The sequence below is a fragment of the Williamsia muralis genome (assembly GCF_051487485.1).
Lineage (GTDB): Bacteria > Actinomycetota > Actinomycetes > Mycobacteriales > Mycobacteriaceae > Williamsia > Williamsia muralis_B.
On sequence record NZ_JAHVCV010000011.1, the window covers coordinates 132,806 to 151,954 of the forward strand.

A 19,149-nucleotide genomic window follows, 5' to 3' on the forward strand; every position below is an offset into this window, starting at 1 on the left:
GATGTCTCAAGGCAACGATATTCAGGTAGGGCTCGGCCTGTGGACCATGCGCTCGACCGTCTACGCGCCCGCACCCTGGCAGTCGCTATACCAACAGATGCTCGCCGACGCGACGCTCGCAGAAGCACTCGGATTCGACAGTTTTTGGTTGGCGGAGCACCACTTCTGGTACGACGGCTGGTGCCCACAGCCACTCGTGGCCGCCTCAGCAATCCTCTCCGCCACGAGCGTTCTGCGAGTCGGCACCGCAATGCACTTGCTTCCCATGCACGATCCGATCGAGGTGGGACGCGAACTCTCGTCGCTGCGCCAACTCCACGGAGCACGCCTGGACTTCGGTGTCGGACTTGGGTACCGAGATGAGGAATACGACGGCGTTGGGATAGCTCGACAACAACGCGGCCGACGAATGAGCCAGCATCTCGACACGCTGCTGGCCGATGATGCCACCGAGGACATCCCGATATTCGTTGGCGGCATAGCAGAGGCGGCAATACGGCGCGCGGGTAGTCGCGGACTCTCCTTGCTGCTACCGAACACGCTGAGTACCCGCGAGGTTCGCCGCCGCATCGACCTGGCGGCCGACGAAGCACAGTCTCATGGGCTTCTTCCCGGACGTACGGGAATGCTGATCGACACGTGGATCACTGACGAGAATACGAGTTCGAACGACGTCGCAGATCGCCTGATTCGGCATTATCGGGAGTACGCCGGCGCCTGGTACATGGTCGACGGATCGCCGATGTTCTCCAGGCCTGATCTCCTCGATCGCCAATCAGCCCGCACCCGCGACTCGGCCATCATCGGATCGCCGCAGTACGTACTGGACCGGCTGCTAGAGCTCAAAGATGCCGGGGTCGATACATTCGTCCTCCAGATCCGCAGCGACACCGCTCCCGAAGACTACCGCCGTGTAATGCACGACCTCTCGCAACAGGTCGTGCACAATCTGAGGACCGCATCGTGAGAATAGGCATGTCCACAAAACGGTTTGCCCATACAGATCAGTCCATCTGGTCTCAGGCGGACGAGATCGGGGTTGCGGGCATCCTGATTCGCGAGGGCGAACACCCGGTAGACGGTCTCGTCCTCGCCGCTTCACTGGCGTCCCGTCAACGGGTGGGTTTCGTAGCTGTCGAGGTGTCCGTAGGAGGCCACCCGATACATCTCGCCGAGAAGGCCGCTGTGGCTGACCAAGTGCTCAGTGGTCGCCTCGTGCTGATCCTTCGGGGTGACGACAGCGACGTCTTGGCGGAAACTGCCGGCATAGTGACAGCCGCAGCCCGAGCTCGACCCGTCGCCACCACCAACGGACGCTGGCCCACTCCAGCATTGCTCGAGGCCAATTCGGGGGTCTCCTGGACGACCGTGCGTGTCACACCGACTCCCCACCAGCTCAGGTTGCCTGTATTCGTCAGTGGTCCGGGCGGCCAGGCTGCCGCCCTCCAGACCGCCATCCCGTACTTCGCCGATGTCGAGGACCGCAGCGAGGGCCTACGAGTGCATTGGGAGGAGATGAGGGCTCGGTTCGGCACTGCCGCAGACAATTTGACCCGCGGCGCCATCCGAAGTTTGACGGGCTTCGACAACTCCGCAGCGTCGACGCTCCGCTCAGACCGGCAAGTCTGGGGTGCCGAACTCGTCTTCATGCAGTCAGATGACGCTGAGTGGACGCCTGGAACCATCAGAGATCTGGCGACTCGTCTAGAGCCGCGAATGGCGTTGGACGAACTGCCCGTCGGACTCACTAATTACTGGGATGAGTCGCAGTGACACCAAGAACTCACGCCGGCACTGCTGCCCGGCCGGTTCCCTGTGAAGGAGGGGTCCACCAATGACCCGCACCTACGTCGTGACCGGATCTGCCTCCGGGATCGGACTGGCCACACGATCGGCCCTGGAGGGTCGAGGACACCGAGTGGTCGGCGTAGATCTCCATGACGCCGATGTCGAAATCGACTTGGCACGTCGCTCTGGACGTGACGCGATCGCAGGTGAAGTCTCGGCCCTCACTGGGGGCCGCATCGACGCCATCGTTGCAGTAGCGGGTGTCGCGGAACGAACATCGCTCGCGGTGAAGGTCAACTACTTCGGGGCAATTTCCACTCTGGAGTCATTGCGCCCCCTTCTCAGCGGTTCCGATGCCCCGCGCGCGGTCGTGGTGTCGTCATTCGCCGCCCTCATGGCGTGCAATGCCAAATTGCTCGATGCGCTGTCCGACGGCGACGAACCGTCCGCCACAGCGATCGCCGATCAACTTGCATCAACCGAGTACGCTGCCTCCGTCTACGCGTCGACAAAACGTGCAATCTCGGAATGGGTTCGTAAGGAATCGATTTCGAGCAGTTGGGCAGGCGCAGGCATACCACTCAACGCGGTGGGCCCAGGGGTCGTGTCCTCTCCCATGACCGTTCCGATGAGAAAGGACAAAGAACGGTGGGAGCAACTCTTGAAGGCGGTGCCGATGCCCCTCACCGGCAGGCCTGCTGAACCTTCCGCAGTCGCCGATCTACTCGTGTGGCTTGTCAGCGAAGAGAACACGAACATGACTGGCCAGGTCATGTTCATCGACAGCGGCGCGGATGCGCTGATACGTGGTGCGCACGTATTCGGTTGACGTCGCATCACACAAGCGCGGATGCCCTCAGCCGGAACCTCCGAACGGACCAGAGTCGGGACCGAGTACTCGCTCGGGCCTCGCGACGTCGAGGACACAATCCTCCCGCTGCTGCGCGAGCTCGGAATCGGTTTCGTTCCTACTCGCCGTGGTCGTTCCACCGGGCGTATGTCACGTACCCGACAGAATCATTTTGGGCGGCGATTCGTCTGTGCTGCAGTTACTTCAGCGGAGACTCACCCTCGAGGAGATGAGCATACGGATCACTGTCGGTACCCACACTTTCGGGCATGGGGTAGTACGTCTTGATGAGCAGGTCTCCGTCGTCATCCCACGCGAACGTCTCGATGCTGTGGGTGGTCAGAGTTTTGCCCCCGGCGTCGAAATGGTTCTCACACACCCACGCCATCTCGTTGCCGTTGACCTGCACCGTGATCATCTTGATGCGCAGCAGTTTTTGAAAGAGATCGAATGCGTGAGTGGTGGCGGTGTCAAAACCCGTTTTCTCTTCTGTCCCCACCGGATCGAACATGCGAACAGCACCCGGAACGATGGTGCGCCACGAGGCAACCCACTCCTCTCGCTTACCGGCATTCCATAATTCGGCGTGCACGCTTGCATGCGCAAGACGCGCCTCGCGACTCGGTACCTGGCCCATACGTCAACCCCTCTGTGGCATGAAAGCGCGGTCGAACGAACGGTAGATGATTCGGCGCAGAAATTAAAGAGGGGTCTTTGAAAACGGGCAGTGTCATGGAGCTACACGGTCACAAGTTCTGTTCTCCGACGAAAGCTACGTACGGAACGTGGCTAGAAGTTAAACTCACACCCTCGGAGCTGACACTTCGATCAGCATCGACTCCCACTCGGCTTCGCGCACGAAGGGATCAAGCTCATGACTGTGTCAAGGCGGCTCCATCGAGGTGCGGCCACCGCATTCATTGCTGTCCTCGCGGCCACGAGTCTCTCGTGCGGATCGGACAAATCCAGCGGCGATGACCAGACCACGGCACAACCGAGCTCGACAGGCGCTACCGCAGACGTCGGCGCAATCGTGAACATCGTTCGCACCAAACTCGCCGAACTCGATTTGAGCGGCGCGGTCTACGGAGTGTGGCGCGGCGACGAAGAGGTAATCGTCGACGCAGCCGGCGAGTCGCCGATCGGCGTGCCTGCCACGGCCGGCATGCAATTGCGAGTCGGCCAGCCGATGGAGCCGATGCTGTCGACAGTCCTGCTGCAACTCAGCGACGCCGGAACACTGGGCCTCGATGAGCCGATCGCCAAGTGGGTGCCCGATTTTCCGCGCGCCGACACGATCACCCCACGAATGCTCGCCAACAGCACATCGGGCATTTCCGACTACGTGACGAATCCTGAGTTCCTGAAGACCTTCTACGCCAATCCGATCAAAGGCTTCACCTCACAGGAGATTCTCGACCTTGCCAACGCTCGCCCGCCATTGTTCGAGCCAGGAACGAACTTCGCATACTCGCACAGTGATCTTTGCCTCCTCGGCGTCGTGCTCGAGAAGGCTTCGGGCAAGACGCTGGGCGAACTCTTGCAAGAGCGCGTCTTCACGCCCCTCGAAATGCGCGAGAGCAGCGTGATGATGACACCCCAGATAGCCGAACCGATTCTGCACGGCTACACCAACGAACGTGGGGTCTTCGAGGACTCTGCATTTTGGAACCCAACAGCATTCCTCCATAGCGGCAACACCAACTCGACTGTGTCAGATCTCGCTCGTTGGGTTCGCGCACTGGCTTCCGGTGAACTGCTGTCGGACAACACATTCAAAGAAATGATGGCGCCCTCGACCGCCGGCCTGGGCCCCCTGACCACGCAGAAGTTCTTTGCATTCGGCACCGCCCATCTGAACAACTGGCTTTTCATGAACCCGTCGTTCGGTGGATACAACGGCGTAGTTCTGTATGACAACGAATCGAAGATGACGATCATCGTCTACGCCACGCTGGGACCAACGGCCAATTCCGACGCCAACAACGCCGTACCGATCGGCACCGCCATCGGTACGCTCCTCCAGCCAGACAACCCACCGCCAGCGGCTTGACGCGTTCCAGGCGACCAAATCGTACGAGCGCAGACATCGAGCGACTCTCCCGGGGGCCGGCCGGCAGTACTCGACATCCAGGCGCTTCGGCGCTGAGACAACGGCTGGTCTGCTGAGTCAGTTCTCGGAGTCGTAACGGGTGCAGATCACGATTGCCTCATCCAATGCGGCGGCGCCACCCAGAGAGTCTTCGAGTTCGGAGCGTTCCAGGGTTACCGTGACCGGTTCGGCGGCTGTGGTCACCATGATCGTCATGCTGAACGGGCGGCGAGCGAGCCGGTTCAACAGCCCGACTGGGATACCGAGGTCGCGCGCAACCTGCTTCTGGGTGCCCGGGGCTTCTGTCAGTCGACGCTTGATCTCGACCTGCCAGAGAAAATCCTGAACCGCCTCCGTGCGAATTACATCGGATGGAACCGAGGATCGAGCCAAGCTTGCGATGTCGGCGCGTGGGCCGAGCTTGTTGAGTTGGCGCCGTTGTCTCCAACGCCGAAGCCACGTGTGCATCGGACCAGAGTAAGACTCACTCTTGTCTTCTGGGTTGCGATGTCCGCTATGAGTAGATTTCGAACGCAATGCGCTACTGACGGGACGTCTTTTGACACCGAAGGTCATCGGATCCGTTCTCGCACACTGCACGTCGTAAGTCTGATGGCCATGGACGTGCAGTCCCCGGACTCGTCGACCAGTCGTCCGCGCTTTCACGAGGTGGCCAGGCTTCTATGACTTTTGTCATCGACCGCAGGTGACAAAGCGTGCCGATACCGATGATGGCGCGCACTACTGGCAGAGCCTGAACTGCGCCAATGTTGTTGCCATGAACAACACACCGAACGAATCACCACTGGCCAACCTGGCCACAGACGCCGTGCGAATTGGTCCCGCACCGACACAAAGACGCGAAGTGGCCGTCATCGTGGCCACCGTTCTTGTGGCCGTTGCCATTCTCGTGGTCACCCAGCCTGGGGCGATCGGTGCGACCGTTGCCGCGGTCGTCATCGCTGCGGTCTTCGCCGGCCGCTGGACCGTGGGCACCCGGAAGTGGGGTCAGCGATGAGCAACGTCATCACTGCACGCGGTTTGCGGCGGACCTACGGTCATGGCAACGATGCCTTCGAGGCCGTCAAGGGCATAGATCTGGACGTCGCCGAGGGAGAAGTCTTTGCTCTTCTGGGTACCAACGGTGCCGGGAAAACATCAACCTTCGACTTGCTGGAAGGCCTATCGGCTCCCTCAGCCGGCGATGTCGAGGTCTTTGGCCTCGATCCTCGTAAGGACCGCGCGCTGGTCCGCCCCCACATGGGCATCATGCTGCAGTCCGGCGGTCTGCCCGCCGAGCTCACCATCGCCGAAACTCTCGCGATGTGGCGGGGAACCTGCAGCAATCCGACCACCGCCGAAGTCGTCCTGGAACAGGTCAACCTGACCGACCGGGCCCACGTCCGGGTCGGGGCACTCTCCGGTGGCGAGAAGCGCCGGGTAGACCTGGCGTGCGCGTTGGTCGGACAACCCCGACTGCTGTTCCTCGATGAACCAACCACCGGCCTCGATCCCGAAAGTCGCCGCGCGACATGGCAATTGCTTGCCGACCTGAAGGCCTCCGGAGTGACGATGGTACTGACCACCCACTATCTCGACGAGGCCGAGGCATTGGCGGATCGGATTGCGATCATGCACAAAGGCCAGATCGCCCGCAGGGGAACGTTGCGCGACATCGTCGATGAACACCCAGCCCGGATCGTCTTCGATCATCCCGGGCTGGCGTTGCCGCCGCTGGCCGGCGCCAACGTCGATGCCCGGGCCAAGGTCACCGTCGACACCCACAACCTACAGAACCACTTGTCGATGGTGTTGGCCTGGGCCGCCGCCCATGGCCTGCACCTCAACGGCCTCGAGGCACGAGCTGCCACGCTCGAATCAGTGTTCCTCGACGTTGCCGCCGACCCCGCCGACCCCTCGGCGTCCATCCCCGACATGATCGGAGCACCACGATGACCACGCACGCCACCACCTCAACAGTCGGTTTCGGTCGGCGCCCGCTGGCCTCTCTCGCCAAGGCCGAGTACAAACAGTTCCTTCGCAACAAGACGCTGGTGGTGATGGGAACGGTGTTTCCGGTAGCCCTTCCGCTGGTCACGTTCTTCATCGCCCGTAACGACACCGGCGCCACCACCGAGGTCGCCACCACGGGTCTGGAAATGTTCGCATTGATGGCGTTTTTGTTCGTGACCTATTACTCGGTGTTGTCCATGATCACCACGCGCCGCGGCGAAGGAGTGCTCAAACGACTCCGCACCGGCGAGGCGTCGGACTGGCAGATCCAAACCGCGCCCGCGGTACCCGGCGCGCTACTCACCCTGGTGGGGGCAGCCGTCGTCGGTGGGGTGATCTACGCATTCGGCGCTCCCGCACCAGTCAACCCGATCGCGCTAGGTATGGCACTCGTCGCCGGGATAGTCATCTTCTCCCTCCTTGGCCTGGCGACGAGCGCGGTCACCAAAAACGCCGAAGCAGCACAGATCACCTCACTCCCGGTGATGATGCTCGCGATGATCGGCTTGGCATCGATCCGCGACACCCTCCCCGACAAACTCGCCGACGCGGTCTCCTGGACCCCGTTCGCGGCACTGTCTGATCTGATCTCACTCGGCGCATCGGGCTTGCCGGCAACCGCAGCAGAAACCGACCCGGCACTCGATTTCACAGGCACCTTCACAGAGATGACCCAACCCCTTGCCACACTGGGTGTATGGACGGCCCTGGCGTTGGCAATAGTCGCAACAAGCTTTCGCTGGGACGACCGCGGATGAACCGAATGGCCCCCTGGTGGCATGAGCTCTCCGGGCCGGCGAAGTTCCGGCTCTATACCCAGCTCACCCTGCAGGTAGCCGTCGCTGGTGTGGCGGTCGTCTCGGCGACCGCCATTCCTGGCGCACCGTGGGCGTCGGCGGGAATGATCGTTTCCGGGCTCGCCGCCATCTTCGCAGTACAAGCACAACCCGCAGTCGCCATAGCGAGGACCTTCGTCATCCGCCGCTGGGCCCTGCCGCTGGCCGCAGTGATGCTGGTTGCGGTGTGGGCCGCCGCCGCGGTCGCCGCCAACATCTCGACCGCCCAGTCTGATCTCGATGCAGCACGCACGACGGGCATCTTCGCCACTGTGCTGGCGTCGCTGTCGATCGTTCCGTTCCTCCACCGCAGGTGGTGGGTAGTAGTCGGCATCAGTGTTGCGACCGGAGCCGCCTTCGGCCAGTCCCCGACAGAGATAGCCCAATTGGCGTCCATCACGTTTGTCATCGCCGCGTTCATCGTCGGCACAACACTGCTGACTCTCTGGGGTCTGCAAGTGGTCGACGAACTCGAACGCGCCAAGGACGTCGAGGCACGTCTACAGGTGGCCGAGGAGCGGCTGCGTTTCGCGCGCGATCTCCACGATGTCGTCGGCCGCGGATTCTCGGCGATTGCGGTCAAAAGTGAACTCGCGGCGACACTTTTACGGGCCGGCGCCGCCGACCGGGCCGCTCTCGAGATGGACGAGGTGAAGGGTTTGGCCGTGGAGTCGATGGACCAGATGCGGCACTTGGTCCGCGGTTACCGCGGTATCAACCTCGACGGCGAAGTTGCCGGCGCTCGCTCGCTACTGGCCGCAGCCGGATGCACACTGATCGTCGAGGGCGACCCCGAGACGGTGCCCCCGCAGTTTCACGAAGTCGCCGCGTGGGTGGTGCGCGAAGGCGCCACCAACATCGTCCGACACTCTTCTGCCACCTCGGCGACCCTCTCCATCGGCGCAGCGGGGATGACGCTGCACAACAATGGCGCAACCGAGGATTCCATCCGCAACACCGACGGACACACCGGACTCCAAGGCCTGTCCGAACGTCTCGCCCAGGTCGGCGCAACACTCAACGCGTCAGCATCCGACAACGCATTCAGCCTCGAAATACAATGGGAGAAAACGTGATTCCAGTCCTGCTGGCGGACGACGAAACGCTCATCCGGACCGCCATGGCCGCCATGCTCGACCTCGAAGACGACCTCGACGTCGTCGGGAGTGTCGAGTCAGGCGAACAACTCCTGGCCCTGTGGCGCCGCCGAATCACAGACGGCGATCAACCCGCCGTGGCCGTCATCGACCTACAAATGCCCGGCATTGACGGAATCGACACCGCCGCTGAGATTCTCACGCTCACCCCCGGCGCCGGCATCCTCATCGTCACCAGCCACGGTCGGCCCGGATACCTCAAACGCGCTCTCACCACCGGGGTCCGCGGTTTCCTACCCAAGACAACCTCAGCAGCAACACTCGCCGACGTAATCCGCACCATCAACAACGGCGGCCGACACGTCGACCCACAATTGGCCGCCGACGCCATCAGCACCGGCAACACGGTGCTCACCGCACGCGAGGCAGACGTCCTCGAGTTCGCCCTCGACGGCGCCTCCACCGAAGAAATCGCGGTCCGCGCCCACTTATCCGTGGGGACCACCCGCAACTACCTGTCCACAGCCATGGCGAAGCTAGCCGCCTCGAACCGATATGAAGCAGCGCTCAAAGCACGCAAGTACGGGTGGATCTAACCCGAAACGACCATCGGCCCTACGCTCTCGAAGGTCGGTATCGCCGCGAAGCCGACAGCCACGGCAAGAAGCGAAACACCGCTCTGACGCAGCGCATGAAAATGGCGCCGTTGCGGCGGGCGACGTCTTCTGTCAGCGGCATCGGCGGTCTCCACTCGGCGAGCGATGAAGCCGTTAGAGTGTGCTGTTGTGGCGATCGTTGATAACGCGGTGTACGTCGATGGTGTGCGGACCGACAACCCACCCAGCCTCGACCTGACCTATGAGGTCATGCGCGAGCGCGGCGGCATGGCCTGGATCGGGCTCTACCGACCCGACGATTCTGAAATGACCTCCGTCGCTGACGAGTTCGGCCTGCATCCCCTGGCCGTAGAAGATGCAGTCACCGCGCATCAACGTCCCAAACTCGAACGCTACGACGACCAATTGTTCGTCGTGCTCCATCCCGCCCGGTATCTCGACGACACCGAGACCGTGGAGTTCGGTGAAATCCACGTGTTCGTCGGCCCGGACTTCGTCGTCACCGTCCGCCACGCCGAATCACCCAACATCGGGCGGGTCCGAACCCGCATGCAAGAGGACCCCGACCTCCTGCGGCTGGGTACCGAAGCGGTGCTCTACGCCATCCTCGACCGCATGGTCGACGACTACGATCCCGTCGTGGCGGGATTGGAAAACGACATCGACGAAATCGAGAACCAGCTCTTCGACGGAGACCCGGACGTCTCCCGCCGCATCTACGACCTGTCCCGGGAAGTGATTGCTTTTCAACGAGCCACTCACCCGCTGGTGAAAATGATCGGGCAACTCGAACGCGGATCGGACAAGTACAAAGTCGACATCGAGCTCCAGCGCTACCTGCGCGACGTCCTCGACCACACTATTCAGATCACCGAACAAGCAGACACCTTCCGCGCCAACCTGCAAAACGCATTGGCCGTGCAAACAACCTTGGTGGCACAACGACAAAACGATGAGATCCGCGCCATGACCGAAGTCAGCATCTCCCAGAACGAGCAAGTCAAAAAGATCTCATCCTGGGGTGCAATCCTGTTCGCCCCGACCCTGGTCGGCACGATCTACGGAATGAACTTCACCCACATGCCCGAACTGTCCTGGCGATACGGCTACCCCGCCGCCGTCGCCGCCATGATCCTCATGGCCATTGGCCTCTACGTCATCTTCAAACGCCAAAAGTGGCTGTGACCGAGCCGATCTCGCTCAATTCGGACTGCGGTGCTCTCGGACGCGGGCAGAGACTCTTTTTGCACACACCCCAAGTCTCCAAATCTTCCGCACACCAGGTGTAACGAAGTTATAGTCGACGGTATCGGGTTCGACTGTTGAGATTGGAGCGTGAAATGACGGTTGTTAAAACGACCCACGATCGTACGTCTGGCGACAACGTGGTCGTGTTTCTCCTCGGTATGCGCATGAACAAGATCTGGCGGGTTGATGCATGGCTGCCTGTTCTTGTCGGGCAGTACCGCATGGTGAAAGAACTCTCGAGTGACCCGGAGTCGGGTCTGCTCGGCTATCGCACGGTGTTCGGTAAGGACGGAGGGACGTCCATCCAGTACTGGCGGGACACCGAGTCGTTGTACGCGTACGCAGCAGATGTGGCGCTACTGCACCGACCGGCACAGAAGGCGTTCTTTCGACGCGAGCGGAAGGCCGTTGCCGCCGTTGGTATCTGGCACGAAACCTATGAGGTCGCTGCCAGCGAGACCATCTACGGCGACATGCCACCGATTGGCCTTGCCAAAGCCCTCGGCCAGGTACCGATCACCAAGGACACCATGCGCGCCAGCCAACGCCTCGGCTCACGCAAGATCACTCGGTAACGTCGAATCCACGGTCATCATCAACCGTGACCACACGGCCGCCCGTCCGGCGCTGTCAACAGCGCTCTCGCGGCGCAGGAAACACGGTGCGGGATAGTCGATCCCGACAGCCACCTCGGCTACCTGTCGACTACTGACGTGTCCCCCGGCACCTTCGCGTTGTTGTCGTCGGTGTCGCCACCGACCGGCGCAACAGGATGGGCAGGCAGGTAGATCAGGGTGAGCACTGCCGCCACCGCCGTCACCACGCCCGCGACCACGCAGCCGGTGGTGAAGCCATCCACAAAACTCAGCCGGGCAGCGTCGGCCAGCCGGGCTCCCACGTCGATGCCGAGTTGTCCGAGCGTCGCTGCGGCCTGTTCGGAGGCTGCGAGGGCCGCTCCCACCGACTCTCGTGCCGGTTCCTGTAGCGGCTCTGGAAGCGACTCGGTGTGCAGGTGGTCGCGGTACACCGAAAGCGCCACCGACCCGATCACCGCGACACCCAGCGTCCCACCCAATTCGCGGGTGGCGTCGTTGACCGCCGAGCCCATGCCCGCCTTCTCCGGCGACACAACACCCATGATCGCTTCTGTCGCAGGCGTACTCGTCAATCCGATACCAGCACCCAGCAACACCATCTGACCGACGATGGTCCAGTAGCCGGTGTCGATGGACAGTGTCGACGCCCACCCGAAGGCCGCGCTGAGCGACACCAGACCCAGCGCGACGACCACCTTCGATCCGATGAGGACCGCAAGACGCGGACCGAGCACCGACGCGACCGCGATCGACCCGGCAACGGGCAACATCCGCACACCGGTCTCGAGCGCCCCGTAGTCGCGTACAGACTGAAAGTACTGTGTCACCAAGAAGATGAAGCCGAAGAGCGCAAAGAACGCGCTGGTGACTGCACCGCTCGCCGCGGTGAAACGCAGGTTGGTGAACAATCGCACGTCGAGCATCGGATGCTCCACGCGGATTTCATGCAGCACGAAGACGACCAGAATGATTGCGGCGATTGCGAATCCGATCAGGGTCGGAGCCGACCCCCATCCACGATCGGGCGCTTCGATGATCGAGTAGACCAGCGTCCCGAGCGCAACGGTCGACAACACCAGACCCACGTAGTCGAGTGGAGGGGTGGCCGGGTCGCGCGAATCGGGTACGAACCGAAGAGCGAACAGCAGCGTGACCGCTGCGGCCGCGCCGTTGAACACCAAAATCGAACCCCACCAGAACGATTCGAGCAGCGCGCCTCCCACTACCGGCCCCACCGCGACGGACAGGCCGGTCGCAGCGCCCCACAAACCGAGCGCCTTGACCCGTTCGGAGCGCTCGGTGAAGACGTTGGCCAAGATCGACAGCGTCACCGGGTACACCATCGCCGCAGCCACACCGGCCACCGCTCGCCACACGATGAGGGTGGTGGAATCGCTGCTCAGCGCACCTACCATCGACGCGATCAGGAACACCCCCAGGCCGATGAGCAGCATCGGCCGGCGACCGAAGCGATCACTCAACGAGCCGCCCGCCAGCACCAGTGCCGCGAACGCGAGGTTGAAGGCGTCGACGATCCACAGCAGATCCCGAGTCGACGCACCGATCTCGGTGGCCAGTGTCGGCAGGGCGATGTTGATGATCGTCGTCGATACGTTCACGACGAACACCGCCAAGCACAGTGTGATCAGTACGGCGGTTTTGTTGACAGACCTGGTCGAGGACTGGCGCAGGGTCAGCATAATGAAGTTATAGCACGGCGGCAGCAGGATTGACTCTGAGGCCGATCCCGAGGTCGCTCAGCTGAGAGGGCCATCGCCGACGGTGTGAAACCATGTCCTGGTGGCAAGCGCACAGGAGCGACACCCATCCGAGCCCACCGACTCGGTGCGTGAACGTCTGATCCGGTCGACCGTGGATCTGCTGGCCGAGTTCGGCCCTGAGCAGTTGAAAGTCCGGACGATCACCGACGCCGCCGGCGTCTCCACCATCGCCGTCTACCACCATTTCGGCGGGTTGAAGGAACTCCTACAGGATGTGGTGGCCCACGGATATGCAGACTTGGCAGCAGCCATGAAGGCGGCATCCCAGGCCGACGCGGACCCCGGGGTGCAGTTGTTCGCCATTGCGCTGTCCACTCGTAGCGTGGCCCAAAGCAACGCCCACCTCTACGACATGATGTTCGGCTTGTCCACGCGAGGCACCTATCGCTACGTCGGATCCCCCGAGAACAAGACCGCCAGCGGATTCGCGTCCGCTTACGCAGTGCTGGTGGACGCCTGCGAGAAATTGGCGCAATCAGGTCGAGTCTCGGTCAACGACAGCAGCCAGATCGCCGCCGAGTTATGGAGTGCCGTACACGGTTTCGTCACTCTCGAGATGGCCGGGCACTTCGCCCATTTCGCCGACCCGGTATCGATGGTGTTGCGGCCCATGGCCGTCAACCACTTCGTCGGTATGGGCGACAAACGCGCCCACGCTGAATCAAGTGCCGACCGGGCCATGCTGTGGTGGTCACAGCAGTAGCGCACCTACTGTGCGGCTGAGGCGGTGAAGTCGGAGCGGCTACTGCCCGTACAAACTTCTGGCCGTCGCGGTGTCGACGGCACCATCTGCGGGCACCTCCAGGAAGAACTCGATCTGCCACGCCTGGGTCAGCGTAGCTTGGCGACTGTGCACACTGACCCAAGGCGGATACACACGGAAGCCGCGCTTGCCACCCACAGAGTTCGTCGACAGAACTCCGTGGGCACCGAGTAGCCTTCGCGGAAAGACGAATTGGCCAAATCCATCCGTAGCACGGGTGCTGATCACATACAGGTCGACATCGTCGGTCATATCGAATGGTGCGATGGGTCCGTGCGCAGTCCTGGTCCACAGGGTGACGAAATGTCCGGGCTTCTTCGGAGTTGTCTTGGCCACCCGGAATCTGATCGCGCGGTCTGCCACGGTGACCTCGTGGGCGCCATATCCCGCGCCTTCGACCTCCGGCACGGGATGCGAACATGCCATTGCGGCAACGTCATAGATCAAGGTCTTTGCGGCGAGAAGGTCAGGCGGAAGCGAGTTCGCCGGCCAGTGCGTCGACGCGGGTTGCACCTCGGGCACAGTCATGGCGTCAGTCTCCCATCGCCCGCTCATCGACGTTGCGAGCGGTCCGACAGTCATTCGGGCGATACCGATCCTGTGAACCGAGGGCAGATCGGCCGACAGACGATTCAGTCGCGCTTCTGCAGGTTTCGTCCGCCGCCAGCCAGCAGAGGATGAGCGATGCGGGTCGCCGACAGGGCCAGACCGCTTCAGCGCCGACCCGAAGACTCGGTGTCCCCAGCCCGACAGAAACAGAGACTATCGGCTCTACCCGTCTGGAACTCGAACCGCGCTAACTGGTTTTAGCGCAGAACTCTCCCTCACGAGGTACCCACTCGGCAAGAGAAACGGCCCACACCCGCGATTGCGATGGTGTGGGCCGTAACTGTGTTGCGCCCGAATGGATTCGAACCCCTAACCCTTGATCTGGAGTCCTGCATCGGCACTCCTACTCGGCGAAGATGTAGTCGGCAAGGGAGAACCGCCGGCTCTGCCAGGCTGCTTCGAGTGTGGTCGATGCCCGGAAGGGCACATCACCGTTCTTCGTGAAGTAGTAACTATTCGCGCCCGCGCAGGTCGGGTTGGTGAACACCTGCAGCGGGCGGCGCGCCAGTATCGAGGTCATGTACTTTTCCTGCGCGGTCGCGGTCACTTCGGCCGACGCGGCTTGGCGGCGGCGAGCTTCATCGAGTACCCGCACGATGTGGGCCGCACTGTTCTCGACCAGCGTGAAGAACGAGGCACCGTTGTAGCCGTATGGGCCAAAGACGGTGAAGAAGTTCGGGAAGCCCGCCGTCGTGACGCCCTGATAGGAATGGAACCGCTCGGCATCCCAGTGCTCGGCCAAGTCGGTGCCGTCGTCCGAGGTGAGCTGATAGGTCGGTAGCGCATCCTTGTCGGTGACCTTGAAACCCGTTGCCAGGATGAGTACGTCGAGTTCGTGTTCGGCGCCGTCGGTTGTCCGGATCCCGTTCGGGGTGATCGCCTCGATCGACGTGGTTTCCAGGGCGACGTTGTCGCGGTTGAACGTTGACAGATACGAGTTGTGAAAGCTCGGCCGTTTGCACCCGAGGGCGTAGGTCGGCGTGAGCTTGCTCCGCGTGGTCGGATCGAGGACCTGCATGGCGACATACTTGCGGGCGGCAACTTCGAGGGCGGCGGTGCCGGGAATCCATCGATGAAAGTGCGCCAGCACCGGGAACGTCGCCTCGACGAACGCCTGGCTCGCCAGGCGGGCGCCCTGCCTGACACCGGGGACTTTCTTCAAACCTGCGCGTCCGAGGCGACCGAGGGGGAAGTCCGGTTTCGGTAGACACCAGATGGGGGTGCGTTGAAAGACCGTCAAATGCTCGACATCGGTTGCGATCTCGGGGATCACCTGCACGGCTGTCGCTCCGGTACCGATGATCCCGACCCGTTTACCCGCCACGGACACCTCGTGGTCCCATCGGCTTGTGTGCATCGTCGCGCCCTCGAAGGTGTCGATGCCGTCGATGTCGGGCAGTTTTGGCTGGCTCAGCGGTCCACCGGCGTGGATCAGCCAGCGCGCGGTGACATCTTCCCCACTGGTCGAGATCAACCAGTGCGCGGACTGCGCGTCGAACGTGGCCTTATTAACGCGGGTGGAGAACTGCAGGTGGGGTGTGAGGTTGTATTCGTCGACGATCTGCTCGGCGTACATACGTAGCTCACGGCCAGGTGCGTAGCTACGTGACCAGGTCGATCGCTGAGCGAAGGAAAACTGGTAGCTGAACGACGGGATGTCGACCGCCACACCCGGATAGGTGTTCCACTGCCAGGTGCCGCCGGGGCCATCGGCGTCATCGACGATGAGCAGGTCGTGGAAACCGGCCTCCTTGAGTGCGATCGCGGTCCCCAAACCGGAAAAACCACCGCCGACAATGACGATCTCGTAGTGCGGACGCAGCGTCTCGGGCACGATTCAGGCCTCTCGTTTTCAGGTACGTGGTGCTTGGTCAGGGACACACTCGCCGCCCCTCCATCAGCCGTTGACGAGCCACATTACTGCCATTGCCCAATGTTACGCTCGTGGATGTCACGTCAATCGTGGCTCTGGAATCAGAGCAGAAGCGGCGGTGGTTGCCGAAGATGGCCGCTGGTCAGGTGGTCGCGCCGTCGCCTCGGTCGCAGGCTTTAAATCTGCTGTTGCACAAATGATTACCTACACCTGGGACCGTCCGACGTTCGGCCCACTCGGCAAAAGAAACGGCCCACACCCCCGCGAGTGCGATGGTGTGGGCCGTATCTGTGGTGCGCCCGAAGGGATTCGAACCCCTAACCTCTTGATCTCGCTTCGTACATCGTTACTTGTCTACTGCAGTCCACGCCTGTACTGCTGAGCAGCAAGGATGCGGTTGCAGTGTCCAGAGCCAACCAAGTCCGTCTCTGGGAATCCAGCTCAAAGTGATGGGTAAGTGATGGGTGAATTGGTTTGGTACCGCGCCAGAGCAATCCTCGGATCCACCGCACCGGACCGGACCGGACCGTGGATGCTCATCGCACAAACGTTCGGGAGTTTCCTCTGCCGACGACTCACCGGTGGATGTCGCTGTCGACCGGAAGCCGTCGCCGTTTGTGAAGCCGGTGCGACCTCGCCAACACCTCGACGTGATTGGGGCCAGAATCGGCCACTGTGGCCGTCTGTCAATCGCGAGCGGACTGCCGGTCCAGTCAGTGAAATTCCTCGGGCGTTCCGCCGTCGGCGGTAAGGACGTCGCCGCGGGCGACGAGTTCGTCGCGGGTTGCTCTGTTCGCCGCGCGTGCTGGTGCGATCTCCAAGAACTCGTCGGGTTCGTTGTCGAACCGGCAACCGGCTGCGGCTAGGCCGACCACTGCTTCCGGTCGTTGTCGTATTTTCGGCCAGAGATGGATCCACGGCGACGGATCGGACTCAATTCAGGTCGCGGTCAACTTCTGGCACACCTAGCCGAGGTGTTCAATCAGCGTGACGAGGCCGATCGCCAGGCCTGCAATGGCGGTGAGTGCCAATAACACAACCAGGTCTCCCCCGACGATACGGAGGCGTGCCGGGTGGCGTTGGTGGCCGATGCGCGTCGGCTCGATTTGGCCTGGGTCGACGGAATGGGCGGGCTCGGCGGCGGGCGGATCCTTCTCGGTCGTCACTGGCTGGCCGACGACGTCGGCGGAGCGGTTTCGTACCTTCCGGGTCTATTGGTGACGGGTATGTCATGCCGGTAGGTGAAGTAGGCGGCGTCGGCAAGGATCGGCCACAGTTCACCCACTGATGCTTGCCAATTCGCCCAGCGGGTAGGGTCGGCCGGCCGCGCAGACGCCCGGATCCGGTCGTTGGCCAGGTGGCAGGCGGCATCGTTAACGACCGCCACCAACAGTGCAATCTGGGCCGTATCGCCAGTAAGAGCGGTGCCGGCCTCGGCGATGGCGTCGGTGCTGGCCGGTTCGAGGGCGTAAATGTCGGCTGCTTTCCAGGCCACCGCGAGGGTGGTGTGCTGAAGCTCGGCGCTGACCTGCGATGGCCGGTAGTGCAGTGCGCTCGCCATACTCCCGGCCACTCTATTCGGCGTCTTGGTCGGCGTGATCGAGGGTCAGGTATTGCGCTGAGATGAGTCGGTCGACATCGGTTTTGTTGTCTATGCCAGATGCTTCGCCGACGTAGCGGCCGTTGACGACCATGCAGTAGTCCTTTGTGCCGTCAGCGGTGTCTTTGGTGGCGCAGCTGGCGTTGGGCAGCCCAGGCGGGGACGGTGCGGGGGTGAAGCCGTCGGAGCTGATCAGGTCCCCGATGAACACATCCACGATCTTTTGGGCGTCGACGGTGGTGGCGGCCCGGTAGACGGTGGTTTTGTAGCTGGCGTTGTGCAGGGCACCGGCATCGGTGAGCGTTTTGTAGGTCAACGGCGGGTTGGTGGAGCGGTGGGTCATCCCGCGGGGACCGTAGACGGCCATGTCGCTGCCACCCTGGGCGTCGGGGTCTTCCTCGGGGATGGCGTAGATCAGAATGCTGTCTTGATCGACCTGCGGTAGCGGCGCCGCCGTACCGCCGTTTTGCTCCCTGGTTGGGGTGGCCGGGAACTTGTCGATCAACGGCTCCTGCAACTTGAGGGCAGTGGCGACAGACTGTGCGGTCCAGCCCCTGCCGGCGGCCGGCGCTGATGCCCAGGTGTAGAGGACGTAGTCGCCGTGTGCAGTGAACGCGTTGACCGACACCCCACCCTCAGCGGTGTCGCCGGTTGAGACCAGGGTCTTGGGTAGGACGTCGATCCTTTCAGCCTTTTCTTTCAGTGCCGGATCGGGTTCGTCGATCAGCGAATCGTGCATCTGCTGCGCGGCTGCAGTGGCTTGGCCGGAGTCCTTGTACCGCAACACCATCTGCACCAGCGAGCGGCCTACTTCTTTGGCTGTGGCGGTCGCGGTGGCGGCGGTGGAGACGAAACCGTAGAGCATCTCTTTGTTTGCCGGCACATTGATCTGTCCCTCCCCCAGGGTCATCGACAGATTTTTGTAGGTGCGTAGCACCTGGGTGGGCATTTTCACCTCGGTCAGCTCTGGGTCGACCTCGAACGGAACGACCACAAACTCAGCGAGGCGCTGACCCTCGATCTCGAGGATGGTATCGGTGGTGGCTGTCCCGTAAGGGGCGGCCGGCGTCGTGGGATAAGTCCCGGGGTTCAGCGCCGCCTTGTCCACCTGCGGTGCGGCGGGCGTGCTGCTTGCCGCTGCCACCGAAGTCCCGGAGGTTTCGGTGCTGCACGCACCCAGGAGCAGGCCAGCGGCCAAGACTGCGGCCGCCATCGGCAGCACCCGTTGTGTCGTCGCCATGAGGTGGTGGTTCCTTTCGGGGTCATGCAAAGCCCGGTCATGCCAGGGCGTCGAGGTATCTGATGCACCGACGTGGCCGAAAGGTTCCCCACCTTGCGGTGAGCCACGTCACCGACGACCGGGTCGGGCTGTGACTTTCTGCCCTC

The 19,149-nt window shown here is 62.4% G+C and carries 21 protein-coding genes; 12 read left to right on the forward strand and 9 right to left on the reverse strand.

Translation table 11 applies throughout. From position 1 onward, the window contains the following. Position 1: 1 nt before the first annotated feature. The 3 genes from KXR83_RS24195 to KXR83_RS24205 all read left to right on the forward strand — a co-directional run bounded on the left by KXR83_RS24195 (position 2) and on the right by KXR83_RS24205 (position 2,617). Positions 2-967 carry an LLM class flavin-dependent oxidoreductase gene (locus KXR83_RS24195; protein ID WP_437427038.1) on the forward strand — a complete coding sequence of 322 codons (966 nt, stop codon included), beginning with the start codon at positions 2-4 and terminating at the stop codon, positions 965-967. Next, the gene (locus tag KXR83_RS24200; protein ID WP_437427039.1) at positions 964-1,773 is read left to right on the forward strand and encodes a hypothetical protein; all 810 of its coding nucleotides are present in this window, start codon (positions 964-966) and stop codon (positions 1,771-1,773) included. Before KXR83_RS24195 ends, KXR83_RS24200 begins: the two co-directional genes overlap by 4 nt. A 61-nt stretch (positions 1,774-1,834) precedes the next feature. Continuing rightward, on the forward strand, positions 1,835-2,617 hold the full coding sequence (locus tag KXR83_RS24205) for an SDR family oxidoreductase (RefSeq protein WP_437427040.1): 783 nt from the start codon (positions 1,835-1,837) through the stop codon (positions 2,615-2,617). A gap of 220 nt (positions 2,618-2,837) precedes the next feature. Here the strand turns inward: KXR83_RS24205 and KXR83_RS24210 are convergent, their stop codons facing one another. Next, positions 2,838-3,275 carry a hypothetical protein gene (locus KXR83_RS24210; RefSeq protein WP_437427041.1) on the reverse strand — a complete coding sequence of 146 codons (438 nt, stop codon included), beginning with the start codon at positions 3,273-3,275 and terminating at the stop codon, positions 2,838-2,840. Positions 3,276-3,503: 228 nt separating this feature from the next. Here KXR83_RS24210 and KXR83_RS24215 point away from each other — a divergent pair, with 228 nt between their 5' ends. Beyond that, on the forward strand, positions 3,504-4,691 hold the full coding sequence (locus KXR83_RS24215; protein WP_437427062.1) for a serine hydrolase domain-containing protein: 1,188 nt from the start codon (positions 3,504-3,506) through the stop codon (positions 4,689-4,691). Between the two features lie 117 nt (positions 4,692-4,808). On the opposite strand, the gene KXR83_RS24220 is transcribed toward KXR83_RS24215, so the two are convergent. Continuing rightward, positions 4,809-5,198, reverse strand: a complete 390-nt coding sequence (locus KXR83_RS24220; RefSeq protein WP_437427042.1) for a hypothetical protein — start codon at positions 5,196-5,198, stop codon at positions 4,809-4,811. A gap of 238 nt (positions 5,199-5,436) precedes the next feature. Here KXR83_RS24220 and KXR83_RS24225 point away from each other — a divergent pair, with 238 nt between their 5' ends. From KXR83_RS24225 to KXR83_RS24255, 7 genes are all read left to right on the forward strand, one after another. Beyond that, positions 5,437-5,748, forward strand: a complete 312-nt coding sequence (locus tag KXR83_RS24225; protein WP_437427043.1) for a hypothetical protein — start codon at positions 5,437-5,439, stop codon at positions 5,746-5,748. Then, entirely contained in the window at positions 5,745-6,686 is a 942-nt protein-coding gene (locus KXR83_RS24230) for an ABC transporter ATP-binding protein (protein WP_437427044.1), read from the forward strand. The genes KXR83_RS24225 and KXR83_RS24230 overlap by 4 nt, the downstream gene beginning before the upstream one ends. Next, positions 6,683-7,501, forward strand: coding sequence for an ABC transporter permease (locus KXR83_RS24235; RefSeq protein ID WP_437427045.1), 819 nt, complete (start codon positions 6,683-6,685; stop codon positions 7,499-7,501). The genes KXR83_RS24230 and KXR83_RS24235 overlap by 4 nt, the downstream gene beginning before the upstream one ends. Next, on the forward strand, positions 7,498-8,655 hold the full coding sequence (locus KXR83_RS24240) for a sensor histidine kinase (protein ID WP_437427046.1): 1,158 nt from the start codon (positions 7,498-7,500) through the stop codon (positions 8,653-8,655). Before KXR83_RS24235 ends, KXR83_RS24240 begins: the two co-directional genes overlap by 4 nt. Beyond that, positions 8,652-9,272, forward strand: coding sequence for a response regulator transcription factor (locus KXR83_RS24245; protein WP_437427047.1), 621 nt, complete (start codon positions 8,652-8,654; stop codon positions 9,270-9,272). Before KXR83_RS24240 ends, KXR83_RS24245 begins: the two co-directional genes overlap by 4 nt. A 165-nt stretch (positions 9,273-9,437) precedes the next feature. Continuing rightward, complete coding sequence (gene corA / locus KXR83_RS24250) at positions 9,438-10,478, forward strand: magnesium/cobalt transporter CorA (protein ID WP_437427048.1); 1,041 nt, start codon at positions 9,438-9,440, stop codon at positions 10,476-10,478. A 155-nt stretch (positions 10,479-10,633) separates the two neighbouring features. Then, a complete protein-coding gene (locus KXR83_RS24255; RefSeq protein ID WP_437427049.1) occupies positions 10,634-11,116 on the forward strand; it encodes a DUF4188 domain-containing protein in 483 nt (160 codons plus the stop codon). 119 nt (positions 11,117-11,235) lie between these two features. Here the strand turns inward: KXR83_RS24255 and KXR83_RS24260 are convergent, their stop codons facing one another. Continuing rightward, positions 11,236-12,837, reverse strand: coding sequence for an MFS transporter (locus tag KXR83_RS24260; RefSeq protein WP_437427050.1), 1,602 nt, complete (start codon positions 12,835-12,837; stop codon positions 11,236-11,238). Between the two features lie 100 nt (positions 12,838-12,937). On the opposite strand from KXR83_RS24260, the gene KXR83_RS24265 reads away from it, so the two are divergent. Then, positions 12,938-13,621: a TetR/AcrR family transcriptional regulator gene (locus KXR83_RS24265; protein ID WP_437427051.1), complete on the forward strand. Its 684-nt coding sequence runs from the start codon at positions 12,938-12,940 to the stop codon at positions 13,619-13,621. A 39-nt stretch (positions 13,622-13,660) separates the two neighbouring features. Here the strand turns inward: KXR83_RS24265 and KXR83_RS24270 are convergent, their stop codons facing one another. From KXR83_RS24270 to KXR83_RS24295, 6 genes are all read right to left on the reverse strand, one after another. Beyond that, entirely contained in the window at positions 13,661-14,209 is a 549-nt protein-coding gene (locus KXR83_RS24270) for a MepB family protein (protein ID WP_437427052.1), read from the reverse strand. A 424-nt stretch (positions 14,210-14,633) separates the two neighbouring features. Continuing rightward, positions 14,634-16,112 (reverse strand): flavin-containing monooxygenase, encoded by a 1,479-nt coding sequence (locus tag KXR83_RS24275; RefSeq protein ID WP_437427063.1) that lies wholly within the window; start codon positions 16,110-16,112, stop codon positions 14,634-14,636. 764 nt (positions 16,113-16,876) lie between these two features. Next, complete coding sequence (locus KXR83_RS24280; protein ID WP_437427053.1) at positions 16,877-17,038, reverse strand: hypothetical protein; 162 nt, start codon at positions 17,036-17,038, stop codon at positions 16,877-16,879. Between the two features lie 90 nt (positions 17,039-17,128). Beyond that, positions 17,129-17,329 carry a hypothetical protein gene (locus KXR83_RS24285; protein WP_023957053.1) on the reverse strand — a complete coding sequence of 67 codons (201 nt, stop codon included), beginning with the start codon at positions 17,327-17,329 and terminating at the stop codon, positions 17,129-17,131. Next, a complete protein-coding gene (locus KXR83_RS24290) occupies positions 17,326-17,724 on the reverse strand; it encodes a hypothetical protein (protein WP_023957055.1) in 399 nt (132 codons plus the stop codon). Before KXR83_RS24290 ends, KXR83_RS24285 begins: the two co-directional genes overlap by 4 nt. Positions 17,725-17,737: 13 nt before the next feature. Continuing rightward, positions 17,738-19,003, reverse strand: a complete 1,266-nt coding sequence (locus KXR83_RS24295) for a DUF7373 family lipoprotein (RefSeq protein ID WP_023957057.1) — start codon at positions 19,001-19,003, stop codon at positions 17,738-17,740. Positions 19,004-19,149 lie beyond the last annotated feature (146 nt).

What these genes read in the sequence shown, in the direction of transcription:
- KXR83_RS24195 (WP_437427038.1), top strand. Translation starts at nt 2, where the DNA reads ATGTCTCAAGGCAACGATATTCAGGTAGGGCTCGGCCTGTGGACCATG.
- KXR83_RS24205 (WP_437427040.1), top strand. Translation starts at nt 1,835, where the DNA reads ATGACCCGCACCTACGTCGTGACCGGATCTGCCTCCGGGATCGGACTG.
- KXR83_RS24210 (WP_437427041.1), bottom strand. Translation starts at nt 3,275, where the DNA reads ATGGGCCAGGTACCGAGTCGCGAGGCGCGTCTTGCGCATGCAAGCGTG.
- KXR83_RS24220 (WP_437427042.1), bottom strand. Translation starts at nt 5,198, where the DNA reads ATGCACACGTGGCTTCGGCGTTGGAGACAACGGCGCCAACTCAACAAG.
- KXR83_RS24230 (WP_437427044.1), top strand. Translation starts at nt 5,745, where the DNA reads ATGAGCAACGTCATCACTGCACGCGGTTTGCGGCGGACCTACGGTCAT.
- KXR83_RS24235 (WP_437427045.1), top strand. Translation starts at nt 6,683, where the DNA reads ATGACCACGCACGCCACCACCTCAACAGTCGGTTTCGGTCGGCGCCCG.
- KXR83_RS24240 (WP_437427046.1), top strand. Translation starts at nt 7,498, where the DNA reads ATGAACCGAATGGCCCCCTGGTGGCATGAGCTCTCCGGGCCGGCGAAG.
- corA (WP_437427048.1), top strand. Translation starts at nt 9,438, where the DNA reads ATGAAGCCGTTAGAGTGTGCTGTTGTGGCGATCGTTGATAACGCGGTG.
- KXR83_RS24255 (WP_437427049.1), top strand. Translation starts at nt 10,634, where the DNA reads ATGACGGTTGTTAAAACGACCCACGATCGTACGTCTGGCGACAACGTG.
- KXR83_RS24260 (WP_437427050.1), bottom strand. Translation starts at nt 12,837, where the DNA reads ATGCTGACCCTGCGCCAGTCCTCGACCAGGTCTGTCAACAAAACCGCC.
- KXR83_RS24270 (WP_437427052.1), bottom strand. Translation starts at nt 14,209, where the DNA reads ATGACTGTGCCCGAGGTGCAACCCGCGTCGACGCACTGGCCGGCGAAC.
- KXR83_RS24290 (WP_023957055.1), bottom strand. Translation starts at nt 17,724, where the DNA reads ATGGCGAGCGCACTGCACTACCGGCCATCGCAGGTCAGCGCCGAGCTT.
- KXR83_RS24295 (WP_023957057.1), bottom strand. Translation starts at nt 19,003, where the DNA reads ATGGCGACGACACAACGGGTGCTGCCGATGGCGGCCGCAGTCTTGGCC.